The sequence below is a fragment of the Nonomuraea sp. NPDC050663 genome (assembly GCF_044456985.1).
Taxonomy (GTDB): domain Bacteria; phylum Actinomycetota; class Actinomycetes; order Streptosporangiales; family Streptosporangiaceae; genus Nonomuraea.
Window position 1 is genome coordinate 585,704 of record NZ_JBITGL010000003.1, and the last position, 12,202, is coordinate 597,905.

Annotated in this window: 9 protein-coding genes; 7 read left to right on the plus strand and 2 right to left on the minus strand. The window is 72.7% G+C overall.

What is annotated here, in order from left to right; all coding sequences use genetic code 11:
- Positions 1–29 precede the first annotated feature (29 nt).
- Genes ACIBH1_RS11650 through ACIBH1_RS11665 form a run of 4 tightly spaced genes read left to right on the plus strand, consistent with a single transcriptional unit; the run spans position 30 to position 5,265 of the window.
- Positions 30–1,310 (plus strand): cytochrome P450, encoded by a 1,281-nt coding sequence (locus ACIBH1_RS11650; protein ID WP_397313633.1) that lies wholly within the window; start codon positions 30–32, stop codon positions 1,308–1,310.
- A complete protein-coding gene (locus ACIBH1_RS11655; protein ID WP_397313634.1) occupies positions 1,307–2,881 on the plus strand; it encodes a peroxidase family protein in 1,575 nt (524 codons plus the stop codon). The genes ACIBH1_RS11650 and ACIBH1_RS11655 overlap by 4 nt, the downstream gene beginning before the upstream one ends.
- Positions 2,878–5,031, plus strand: coding sequence for a hypothetical protein (locus ACIBH1_RS11660; RefSeq protein ID WP_397313635.1), 2,154 nt, complete (start codon positions 2,878–2,880; stop codon positions 5,029–5,031). Before ACIBH1_RS11655 ends, ACIBH1_RS11660 begins: the two co-directional genes overlap by 4 nt.
- Before the next feature lie 15 nt (positions 5,032–5,046).
- Positions 5,047–5,265: a hypothetical protein gene (locus ACIBH1_RS11665; protein WP_397313636.1), complete on the plus strand. Its 219-nt coding sequence runs from the start codon at positions 5,047–5,049 to the stop codon at positions 5,263–5,265.
- A gap of 9 nt (positions 5,266–5,274) precedes the next feature.
- Here the strand turns inward: ACIBH1_RS11665 and ACIBH1_RS11670 are convergent, their stop codons facing one another.
- Positions 5,275–7,737 (minus strand): MMPL family transporter, encoded by a 2,463-nt coding sequence (locus ACIBH1_RS11670; RefSeq protein WP_397313637.1) that lies wholly within the window; start codon positions 7,735–7,737, stop codon positions 5,275–5,277.
- 140 nt (positions 7,738–7,877) lie between these two features.
- Here ACIBH1_RS11670 and ACIBH1_RS11675 point away from each other — a divergent pair, with 140 nt between their 5' ends.
- Positions 7,878–8,552, plus strand: a complete 675-nt coding sequence (locus ACIBH1_RS11675) for a TetR/AcrR family transcriptional regulator (protein ID WP_397313932.1) — start codon at positions 7,878–7,880, stop codon at positions 8,550–8,552.
- Between the two features lie 346 nt (positions 8,553–8,898).
- Here ACIBH1_RS11675 and ACIBH1_RS11680 read toward each other — a convergent pair whose 3' ends face one another.
- Complete coding sequence (locus ACIBH1_RS11680) at positions 8,899–10,350, minus strand: hypothetical protein (RefSeq protein ID WP_397313638.1); 1,452 nt, start codon at positions 10,348–10,350, stop codon at positions 8,899–8,901.
- A gap of 112 nt (positions 10,351–10,462) precedes the next feature.
- Here ACIBH1_RS11680 and ACIBH1_RS11685 point away from each other — a divergent pair, with 112 nt between their 5' ends.
- Both ACIBH1_RS11685 and ACIBH1_RS11690 read left to right on the plus strand, forming a co-directional pair.
- A complete protein-coding gene (locus tag ACIBH1_RS11685; protein ID WP_397313639.1) occupies positions 10,463–11,125 on the plus strand; it encodes a response regulator transcription factor in 663 nt (220 codons plus the stop codon).
- Positions 11,122–12,171 (plus strand): sensor histidine kinase, encoded by a 1,050-nt coding sequence (locus ACIBH1_RS11690; protein ID WP_397313640.1) that lies wholly within the window; start codon positions 11,122–11,124, stop codon positions 12,169–12,171. The genes ACIBH1_RS11685 and ACIBH1_RS11690 overlap by 4 nt, the downstream gene beginning before the upstream one ends.
- The last annotated feature ends 31 nt before the right edge of the window (positions 12,172–12,202 follow it).

Sequence of the window (12,202 nt, forward strand, 5' to 3'; positions counted from 1 at the left end):
GGTACGGATCCGGATCCAGGGGGCGCGTGGTGCAGGGTGGATTCCTCCGGCAATACGAGGCGGCGCTGGGCGAGAACCCGGCGAGCGCCGTCGTCCAGGCCCACGGATGGATGCGCACGCAGTGGCGGGACTTCTTCGCCGAGCTGCGGGAACACCGTCCCGTCTTCGTCACCCCCGCCTTCACGGTGGTCACCACGTACGCCGACGTGCGCGAGGTGCTCTCCCTGGAGCGGGTCTTCAGCGTCCGCGCGTTCGGCCCCCGCCTGGAGGCGGCGCTGGGCGGGCCCTTCATGCTGAGCAGGGACGCCACCCCGGTGAACTGGCGCGAGAAGGGCCTCATGCAGGCCATGCTCAGGCCAGAGGACGTCGAGGCGGTGCGGAAGCTGGCTGGACGAGCCGCCGACGAGGCCCTGGACGCGGCCGCGCCCCTCGGCCGGATCGAAGCGGTGCACGAGCTCTTCCGGCACGTGGCCCTGCGGGTGTGCGCCGACTACTTCGGCGTCCCCGGCCCCACCCCGGCGCAGCTGGGCGCCTGGACCAGGGCGATCATCGTGGACGGCTTCGCCAACTACCTGGGTGACCCCGCCCTTCGGGAGGCGGGCGAACGGGCGGGCGCCGACCTGCTCGGCTACCTGCGGGTGCTACTGAAGGAGCGGCGCGCCGCCATCGCTGCGGCCACGGGCCCGCCGCCGCAGGACATCGTGGCCCGGCTGATCCGCACCCGCCTGCCGGACGAACTCGGCGTCGACGACGAACGGCTGATCGTCAACCTGGCCGGGCTGCCGCTCGGCTGGGTGGAAAGCGGCCCCGGCGCGATGGCCGAGGCGGTGGAACAGCTCCTGCTCCGTCCGCAGGTGCTGGCGGCGGCCGTGGAGGCGGCCGACGACCCCGACCCGGGCCGGTTCGATCCCTACGTCTGGGAGGCCCTGCGCTTCAGTCCGTTCTTCAAGCTGATCCCGCGCGTGTGCGAGCAGGACCACGTCCTGGCCGCCGGCACGCCGAGACAGACCCTCATCCCGGCCGGGACCTTCGTGCTGGCGGCGCCGTGCTCGGCCATGTTCGACGCCGGCGCGGTGGAGAGCCCGGAAGAGTTCCGCACCGCCCGGCCGCACCACGAGCGCCTGTTTTTCGGGATGGGACACCACGCGTGCCTGGGCGCCGACCCGGCGGCGGCCGTCGTCTGCGAGGTCGTGCGCCGGCTGCTGAGACGAGGGGTCGCGTCGCTGCCGTCGCCGGAGGGCGATCCCGTACGGCTCGCGCATACCTTCCCCGACAGCTACCGGCTCGCTCTCCGGACGGAGGCCCGATGACGAGCAAGGCCCGGACCATCGCCACCGACGGCGCCGCCAACCGTCTGAGGTTCCTGGCCCTCACCCACGGCAAGCCCCTGTGGGAGGCCATCCAGCACGTGGAGCCGGTACGGCGGCGCCTCAACGCGGCCCTCATCGACAAGGCGATCCGCGAGATGCCGCCGCGCCCGGAACCGCTGAGCACCATGGCGCCCTACACCTCCTGGGACTCCCTGACCGACAGGACCTACGCGGGACGGCACCTGCCGCCCAGAGCTCCCTCGCCCGGCCTGCCGTCGCCGGAGCGCGCGGCCGCGCTGTTCGCGCGCGGCGAGAGCATGATCCCCTGCCCCCGCTCCACCGTGCTGTTCGCCTACTTCGCCCAGTGGTTCACCGACGGCTTCCTGCGAGGGGACTCGTCGACCCCGCGTGACCCGCGCAGGAGCACCTCCAACCACCACATCGACCTGAACAACCTCTACGGCCTGGACGGCGCGGCCACGGCGGCGCTGCGAACCTTCGAGGGCGGCCTGCTCAAGAGCCAGCGGATCGACGGCGCGGAGTTCCCGCCGTATCTGTGCCAGGACGGCAGGATCCGGCCGGAGTTCTCCCCGCTTTCGGTGATCAGATTCGAGGCGCTGACGCCCGAGCAGCGGGCCACGCTCTTCGCGCTCGGCAGCGACCGCGGCAACGGCCAGATCGGCTTCACCATGCTCACGGTGCTGTTCCTGCGCGAGCACAACAGGATCGCGCGCCTGATGGCGGAGCGGTACCCCGGATGGGACGACGAGCGGCTGTTCCAGACGACGCGCAACGTGCTCATCGTCCTGCTCATCAAGCTGGTCGTCGAGGAGTACATCAACCACATCACGCCCTACCACTTCCGCTTCTCCCTGACCCCCGGCCTGACCACCGCGCTGGCCGGGGTGCCCTGGCAGAGGGAGAACTGGGCGTCGGTGGAGTTCAACCTGGTCTACCGCTGGCACAGCCTCATCCCTTCCACGCTGGCGGTCGGCGGCTCCCACGTGCCGCTGGCCGGGACGTTGTTCGCCGGGCCGCTGCTGGTGAAGGGCGGACTCGGCGCGGCCTTCGAGGAGGCGTCTCTGCAGCGGGCCGGCCGGATCGGCCTGTTCAACACCGACCCGGCCCTGCTCCCGGTGGACCTGTCCAGCATCGTCGACTCGCGCGTGCTGGGCCTGGCCTCGTACAACAGCTACCGGAAACACTGCAGCTTCCCGCCCGTGCGCCGCTTCGAGCAGATCTCCGGCGACCCACGGGTACGGCACGCGCTGGGCGAGCTGTATCGGAGCGTGGACGACGTGGATCTCTACGTGGGCCTGTTCGCCGAGGAGCCCGGTTCGCCCGACGCGATCCTGCCCCCGCTGCTCACCAAGATCATCGCTATCGACGCCTTCTCCCAGGCGCTGACGAATCCCCTGCTCGCCCCCCGCGTGTTCACCCCGCAGACCTTCTCACCGCTCGGCATGGAGATCATCGCGACGACGCGCACGCTGTCGGACGTCCTGAACCGCAACATCCCGGAGGAGCCGAGCACCCGCTTCGTCAGCATGACGCGCAAGGACAGGCCGTGAACGAGGGCCACGCCCACCCCGACACCGCGGGCCACCCCGACGCCGTGGCCGACGCCGAGCCGCTCAGGGCGGCGGCACGCGTGTTCGTCGAGGTCGCCACGGCCGTCCATGAGGCCTGCGCGCACGCCACCGCCGCGCTCACCGACAGCCGGACCCTGCGCGCCTCCGTCCGCGCGCCGCTGCCCTGGTACCAGGCCGAGAGAGCCCTGGTGCGCGCCCTGACCAACGAGCGCGGCCTCGGCCACGCCATGACAGGCGGACGCCTGGGCGGGCTCGCGGCCCGCCTCGGCGGCGTGCTCGGGCGGGAGAGCCTGGCCGTCCTGCTGCTGGCCACATCGCTGCGCCTGCGCATCGCCGCCGTCGCGCTGCACCACCCCGAGCTCCACGCCGACGCCCACCTGCGCCGGCTGATCACGGCAATCTCCGACGACCGCGACCTCGCCGCGCTCCGCGCCCTGCGAACCCTGCTGAAGGACCGCGGCGCGGTGCGCGCCCTGAGCGACCTGGCGCCGGTGTTCGGCGAGGTGCTCGCGCTCAAGGCGCTCCTGGACGAGAACCCGCTCAACGACCGCACCGCCTGGCTGATCGCCACGGGGACACGCTACGCCGACGCCGACCCGGTGCTCGGGATCAGCAACGGCCTCGTCGCCGCCCTCGACCGGGGCCAGGGAGCCGCCCGGCGCGCCGAGCCCGGCCCCGGCGAAGCCGCCAGGCTACGCGCCCGGGGCTCGCTGCTCGACTTCCTGGCCAACATCGGCACGCTCGGGCCCACGGGCCGCGTGCTGATCCAGTCGATCACCGGACCGGACGGCGTCGAACGGCACGTCGTCCAGGCGCCCGGCATGCGCATGGGCAGGCCCGACACCGACTCGCCCCAGGACCTGCTCGGCGCCTTCAGCAGTTCCGTGCTCGCCAGCAGCCCTTTCAGCAGGGCGCTGATCAAGGCGGTCGACGACTTCGGCATCCCGCACGGCGGCGAGCTCGCCCTCGTGGGACACAGCGCGGGCGGCTCGGCCATCATGAACCTGGTCCAGGACCCAGGCTTCTGCGCCAGGTACACCGTCACCCACGCCGTCGCGGTCGGCTCGCCCATCGACTTCAAGCGGCCGGCCGACCCGCGGACCTGGGTCGCCAGCGTCACCAACCAGCACGACATCATCCCGACGCTCGACGGACAGGGGGCGGGAACCTGCTTCGACCTGCACCCCGACTGGTACGTCGTCGACTACTTCGACCCCACCCACCTGTTCCCCGCCTGCCACTCGATCGAGCACTACTGCGCCAACCTGACGCGCGACCTGCCCGAGGCCCGCGAGCACATCGACGACCGGCTGTCCCCCTACCGGGGAGAGGTCACGCGCAGCCAGCTGTACCGGCTCTACGACGAGCCGCCCCGCCCCGACGGCTATCCCTTCCTGAGCGTGCCGACCCGTCGCGAACAGGGTCTGGAGATGCCGATCAGGTGCCGCACGGGCCGCGCGGTGTCGGTCTTCTTCGCCGCCGACCCCCGGGCCGCCGCGGCGCTCCTGGAGGAGCACGGCCTGGGCCGCAGTGTGCGTCTGGGCGGGCGCGCCCTGGTGGTCCTGCACGTGGGCGCCCACCAGGACACCAGCGCCGGGCCGTACCGGGAGGTGATGCTCGGTGTGGTCGTGCACGACCCGTGGGGCGCGCGCCCGCTGCGGGCCTGGTCCGACCTGGCCAGGTCGGCGCCGTTCCGGCGCTCGGGCCTCTGCCTGCTGGCGTCGGCCGTCGACAACCGCGACCTGGCCGACCACGCGGGCTCCCTGTGGGGGTACCGGCCCGCCTTCACCGACGTGCGCGTCGCCGTCGGAGGCGGCAGGGTGGACGCCCGGGTCGGGCCCGCGCTCAGCCTGCGAGGACGCCTTGGGCCGGCCCTCGGCGTCGCCTCAGGCGACCTGGTCGGCTTCGCCCGTGACGGCCGTGCGGCCTACCGGTCGGTGATCAGGAGCGCGCGGCGCGCACGCGTGCATCCGGCGCCGACGGTACGGCTGAGCATCGCAACAGCCGCAGACCCGCTCACCCGCCTGGCCGGCGAGCTCGGGCTGGACGGCAGGCGCGCCCTGTTCTGCACCTCCGTGCCCGTCCACCAGAGCCTGCGCGACGCGGGCGTCCCCATCCAGACCATCTGACCACGGGGGGAGTCGATGACCGCTTCCGCCCGGGAGCACGCGGAAACGCTGGAGAACGACGCCAGGATCGTGACGGAATGCCGGGCACGGCTGGCGGAGGTCCTGACCGGTATGGGCGACGACGCCCCCACCTGGCTGCGAGAGCTCGTCGAGGCGCACATGGCCGCGTGCGAGGTCGCTTCCGGCGACCTCGCCGCGGCCGCCGGGCGGCTGCGGCGCCTGGCGGAGAGCTGACGTCTCCCGTCAGCGCATCGCCGCCTCGCGCGGCTCGGCGCGCTCCACCTGGTGGTGACGCTCCAGCTTGGCGCCCTCGACGTCGACGTCCGGCAGGATGCGGTCCAGCCAGCGCGGCAGCCACCACGCCTTGTCGCCCGCCAGGTGCATGACCGCCGGGATGATCAGCATGCGGACCACGAAGGCGTCGACCAGCACGCCGAAGGCCAGCGCGAACCCGACGGGCCTGATCATCGTCATGTGGGAGAACATGAACCCGCCGAACACCGAGATCATGATGATCGCCGCGGCGGTGACCACCGCGCGCCCGGCGCGCACGCCCTCGGCCACCGCCAGCCTGGCAGGTGAGCCGTGGGCGTAGGCCTCGCGCATGCCCGAGGTGAGGAAGAGCTGGTAGTCCATGGCCAGCCCGAACAGGATGCCCACCATCAGGGTCGGCAGGAAGTTCAGGATCGGGCCCGGGTCGGTGACGCCGAACACCTCGCCGAGCCAGCCCCACTGGTAGATGGCGGTGACGCCGCCCAGCGCCGCGAACAACGACAGGACGAATCCGGCCGTGGCGATCAGCGGCACCAGGATCGAGCGGAACACCACGATCAGGATGAGCAGTGACAGGCCGATGACCAGGGCGAGGTAGGTCGGCAGGGCGTCGGAGAGCTTCTCGGAGATGTCGATGTTGGCGCTGGCGCTGCCGGCGACCGACAACGTCGCGTCCTGCCCGTCGACGCCGAGCGTACGGCCGCGCAGATCGTGGACCAGTTCCTCGGTCGACTCCGAGGTCGGCCCGCCGGTCGGGACGACCTGGAAGACCAGGACCGTGCCCTCGTCGTTGGCGCCGACGGGGGCGACGGCGGTCACGCCCTCGACGCCCATGAGCTGCTTGCCGAGCTCGGCCTGGGCGGGCACGAGATCGTCGCCGGCCACGCCCTTGCCCAGGTCGGCCACGACCACCAGCGGACCGTTGGCGCCCTCGCCGAACTCCTTGGCGGTGGTGGTGTAGGCCCGGTACTGCGTGGAGTCGGCCGCCTCGGTGGCGCCGGTCGGCAGGCCCAGGCGCATCGACAGGGCGGGGATCGCGATGACGGCCAGGACACCGATGCCGGCCACGATGCGCACGACGGCGCTGCCTGCCGACATCGTCTTGACGGGCTTGCCGGAGGTGGCCGCGTGGGCGCCCGACGGCGTGCCGCGCCGGGGCAGCACCCGGCGGCCGAGCAGGCCGAGCAGCGCCGGGGTCATGGTCACGGCGACCAGCACCGCGACGGCGATGGCGACGGCGCCGATCGTGCCCATGAGGGCCAGGAACGGGATGCCCGTGACGTTCAGCGCCAGCAGGGCGATGAGCACGGTGCTTCCGGCGAAGACGACGGCGTTGCCGCTGGTGCCGTTGGCCAGGCCGATCGACTCCACCACCGGCATGCCGGCCTTCAGCTGCCTGCGGTGGCGGTGCAGGATGAACAGGGAGTAGTCGATGCCGACGGCCAGGCCGAGCATGGCGCCCAGGATCGGCGTCACCGAGGTCATCTCGACGGTGCCCGACAGCGCCATGGCGCCAGCGACGGCCACGCCGACGCCGAGCAGCGCGTTGAGGATCGGCAGTCCGGCGGCGACCAGGGTGCCGGTCATGATGATCAGCACGAGCGCCGCGACGGCCAGGCCCACGGCCTCGCCGACCCCGCCGATCTGCATCTCGCCCTGCATGATCTCGGCGGAGTAGTCTGCGGTGACGCCGTCGGGGAGGGCGGCGTCGATGGCCGTGGTGACGGCTTCCTTCGTCTCCGGGGTGATCTCCTGCTGCGGCTTGTCGAACACGACGGTCGCGATCGCGGTCGAGCCGCTGGCGGAGACGGTGCGCAGTTCCTCGGAGATGGACAGCAGGTCACGGCCCTGGAGCAGCTGCTGCTCCGACTCCTTCAGCGTGTCGCTCTGCTTGTCGAGCTCCTCCTGCTGGGCGTCGAGGCCGGCGACGGTGGCCTCCAGTTGCGGGGTGGACCCGGCCTGCTCGATGGCGGCCTCGGCCTGGGAGCGGGCCTCGTCGAGCTGCTCCTGGCCCTTGTCCAGCTGCTCGCGGCCCGCGTCGACCTTGGCCAGGCCGTCCTCGACCTTCTTGGCCTGCTCTTCGCGCATGCCGGCGGTGGTGAACGGGTCGGCGACCTGGTCGACGCCCTCCAGCCCGTCGACCTCGCGCAGCGTGTCGCTGATGGCCTCGCGCTGGGCGTCGGTGAGGGCGGAGCCGTCCTTGGCGTGGAAGACGACCGTTCCGGTGCCGCCGCTGGCGACGGGCAGCTCGGACTTCAGCCGGTCGGTCACCTGGGCGGTCGGCGTGCCCGGGATGGTCATGGTGGAGCTCATCGTCCCGCCGAAGGCCAGGAACGCTCCAACGGCCAGGGCCAGCGCGAGGATCCAGGCGATGATCACCCACCAGGCTCTTCGGGCGGAGAACCGGCCCAACCGGTAGAGCAGCTCAGCCATCGTCGACCTTCCGAAGTGCGGGCAAATAACCGGATAACGGGTATCCGATTGTGGAGTCTAATGCGAAGTGGATGATGCTCATCCGCTTCGGTCTGTGATGTTGATCCCACCTATCCGCTTGGGGGTACTCTCGACCCGTGATGCCACCACGACCCGACACCGCCAAGCGCGGTGCGCTGCGGCGCGACGCCGAGCGCAACCGGGAACGCGTGGTGCGCGCGGCACGCGAACTGTTCGCCGAACGCGGCCTGTCCGCCGGCTTCAACGAGGTCGCCCACCGCGCCGGCGTCGGCGTCGGCACCGTCTACCGGCGCTTCGCCGACAAGGACGAGCTCATCCGCGCAGCCCTGGAAGAACCGCTGCACGAGCTGATCGAGGTCGCTCAGCGCGCCGTCGAGGCCTCGCGCGCCTGGGACGGCCTGGAGCTTCTGCTAGAGAGCATCACGCAGCTGCTTGTCGACAACTTCGGCCTGCGCGACGTGGCGCTCGGCGGGGGAGCGTGGGACCTCGGCGTCGACGAGGTCGAACGCGTCGCCGAAGTCATGGCCGCCCTGCTCGAACGCGCCGGGGTGGAGGGCGACCTGCGCGAGGGTGTCCAGGGCGACGACGTGGTGATGGTGTTGTGGCTGGTCACCGACCTGGCCCAGCACTCCGCCCAGGTGCGCCCCGGCCTGCACCGCCGCTACCTGCAGGTCCTCCTCGACGGCCTCCGCTCGGGCCCCGGCCGCGCGCCCCTGGTGGAGGGCTTCACCGGAGAGCAGGCCCAGTCGATCTGCCGCCGCTGGGCGGGCGCACCCACCGCCGAGGAGAACTGACACGCATGGCGTTACTCCGATGCCTGGCCCTGGGCCTGCTGGCCGGCGCCGCGCTGGCCCTGGTCCTGGGAGTCCAGCGAGGGAGCGGCCTCGACCACGTGCGGCTCGCCTTCCTGATGGGCCTGATCTTCGCCCAGGTCGTGACCGTGCCGCTCGGGCTGCTGATCGGAGGGGTGCTCGCCGCCCAGCGGGCGTGGGCGCGCACGCCCGGCTACCTGCTGAGCGTGGTCACCCTCGCGTTCGGCCTGTTCGTCGCGACGCAGGCGGGTATGGCGCAGGACTGGCTCGACGGCCGGCCGGGCGGTGTCGGGGATCCCGACGGCGAGTACGTCATGACCGTGCTGGCTCAGCTTTCCGGGGTCTTCACCGTGGTCGTCGGGGTGGTCGTGGCGCTCGTGCGGTGGGCCGTTCCGACGGCGAGTGCGGCCCAGGCGCAGGTGACCGCGAGGCCTGCCCACGGTGGCAGCGGGTAGTAGCCTCCCAGCAGCGACGTGTCCGCCTCCACGTGGGCGAATGTGGGCACGCTCTGCGTGATCGCGAATCCGGCCGCCGGGGTGAACAGCAGCAGCCAGGGCGCCACGCCCGCACCGGCCAGCAGGTACGGGACGACGACGAGGGTGACGGCCAGCACGATCGCCGTCACTCGCCGCCTGAGCAGGGCGGCCAGGCCGTACGCCAGCACCGCGGCGGCGGCGGTGAGCGCCGCGAAGCCGACGATCAACCGCAGTTCGGTGGCCCAGGTGAGCGGCTGGATCCGGTTGTCGTTGGCCCGCAGGAGCGCGAGGCCGGCGGGGACGGCGATCGCCGACGCGAGCAGTCCTGCGGCGAAGGCAGCCGTGCCCACGACGGCGGCTCCGGCGATCAGGGATCGGGGCCGCGCGAAGGCTCTGGCCCCCATGACGAGCACCAGGATCATCCCCACGGCCCCGCCGATCAGCGTGAGGTCGGCGCGCAGGCCGCCCTCCATCGTCGCGGGCCCGATGTCGCCGACGCCGGTCACGATGAACGTGCCGCCGGACTCGACGACGCCGCCCGGGTGGTGCGGGGTCCTGCCGTCGGACTCCATGACCACGCCGACGTCGTCGCGTTGCCACGGCCCGTTGGCGCCCTGCACCACGATCTTGTCGAAGGTCGCCGTGACCTGCGCGAACGCTCTGGCCATGTCCCACCGGGCGCCCGGCGAGGCGGCGAACAGCCCGATCTCCACCGTCTCCGGCAGCCCGGCCAGCTCGACGGTGCCGACCTCGGTCCACGTCCGGCCGTCGTCGGACTCGTGGCCGGTGACGGTGTCGCCCGCCCTGGTCAGGCGCAGCCACTGCGGGCCGTTGTGGGGCCCGCCCGCCACGTCGTGGACGTAGTTGTGCTGCATCCGCACGCCGTGGTCGCCGGTGAGCATGACGGCGGCGTACGGCGTGCCCCGCGCGAGGCTCTGCCTGACCAGCAGCCCGGCCTTCGCCCACGGCACCACTCCTTCCACGACGTTGCGCACCCCGGCCACGGGGTGCGGCATCCTGATCTGGCCGGTCATGCCCGAGACGCGGGCGACGACGCTGCCGTCGCCCGTGAGCGGCTGGTGCACGAAGAAGTAGCGGTCGTTGACGGCGGTCCCGTCGGGGCCGACGAGAGGCGCGGGGCAGGCGCCCTCGCCTTCCCCGGTCACGCAGGAGCTGCGCGCGCCGCCGGTGACCAGCAGGCCGAGCACGACGGTGACCAGCACGGAGGCGGCCAGGGTGAGCGCCCAGCCCCGCACGCGGCGCAGCCCGGCCCATTCCGCCCGGTAGAGGGTGAGGAAAGTCATGCCGCCGGTTGTACGCGGCTCCCGGTCGCGGCCCGGTCGCGACGGCCGCGACCTGGCTGCGACCGGGGATCTGGCATCGTTGCCGCATGGCACCTCGACCCGGCGGTGAACGATGAGGGTCCTCGTGGTCGAGGACTTCGAGGTCCTCGCCCGCTCCCTGGGCACGGGGCTGCGCCGCGAGGGCATGGCCGTCGACGTGGTCCTGGACGGCACCGCGGCCCTCGAACGGCTGGCCGCCACCAGGTACGACGTGGTGGTGCTCGACCGCGACCTGCCCGGCGTGCACGGCGACGAGATCTGCCGCCGCCTCGCTCACGGGCGCAGCCGCACACGCGTGCTGATGCTCACCGCCTCGGGCACCCTCGAGGACCGGGTCCACGGGCTCAGCCTGGGCGCCGACGACTACCTGCCCAAGCCGTTCGCCTTCGCCGAACTGGTCGCCCGGGTGCGCGCCCTGGGCCGGCGGGCGGCGCCGCCGCTGCCGCCCGTCCTGGTCTGCGGCGACATCACGCTCGATCCCGCTCGCCGTACAGCCGCTCGGGCGGGGCGGCGGCTGGAGCTGAGCCCGCGGGAGTTCGCCCTGCTGGAGTGCCTGCTCGCCGTACCCGGTCTGGTCATCTCCGCCGAGGAGCTGCTCGAACGGGCCTGGGACGAGGCGGCCGACCCGTTCAGCAGCGCCGTCAAGCACACGATGCACCGGTTGCGCGCCAAGCTCGGTGACCCGCCGGTGATCGAGACCGTGCGCGAGGCCGGCTATCGGATCGGCCCGGCATGACGCCCCGCAGGTCGTTGCGCGCGCGGCTGGCGCTGGCCTACGCGGCGGGGATCTACGCGGCCGGGGTGCTGGTGGTCGTGCTGGTCGACGTGCCGCTGGTCAGCATCGACGCGACCGTTCCCGACGGGAGTCCGGCGTCCGGCTCGGGGATCGCCCTGCCGCACCTGCTCATCGGGTCGGCGGTGGCGCTGGTGGTGCTGATCCCCGTCGCGCTGGCGCTGGGGTGGTATGTCGCCGGGCGGTTCCTGCGCCCGCTGCGCGCCATCACCGCGACCGCCCGGGTCATCTCCGCCGGCGACCTGCACCGGCGCCTGGACCTGGGGGAGCCCGCCGACGAGCTGACCGAGCTGGGCCGTACGCTCGACGACCTGTTCGCCCGGCTGCAGGCCTCCTTCGACGCGCAGCGGCACTTCGTCGCCAACGCCTCCCACGAGTTGCGCACCCCGCTGGCCGGGATGCGCACGCTCCTGGAGGTCACCCTGGCCGACCCCGGCGCCGACGCGGCCACCCTGCGCGCGGCGTGCGAGGAGGCCCTCTCGCTCGGCGAGCACCAGGAGCGGCTCGTCGAGGCCCTGCTCACCCTGGCGACCAGCGAGCGCGGCGTCACCCGCTGGGAGACCGTCGACCTCGCCGTGGTCGCCAAGCAGGTGCTCGCCTCCGGGCGCGCTGCGGGCCGCGACCTCACCGCCGACCTGGAGCCCGCGGTGACCGCCGGCGATCCGCGGCTGGTCCAGAGCCTGGTCGCCAACCTCGTCGACAACGCCGTCCGCCACAACCACGACGGCGGGCACGTCGAGGTCATCACGCGGACCAGCGGCGAGCAGGCGGTGCTCACGGTCGTCAACAGCGGCCCGGTGATCGACGGCGACCAGGTCCAGCGGCTGTTCCAGCCCTTCCAGAAGCTCGCGTCCGGACCGCACGGCTCCGGCCTCGGCCTGGCGATAGTCCACGCGGTCGCCCAGGCCCACCACGCCGGCCTCAGCGCCCGCCCCCGGCCCGGGGGCGGCCTGTCGATCACGGTGAGGTTCGCGGTGGCGCCGGGCTGAAATATCGCCATGTCCCCGTCAAGATCGGCTG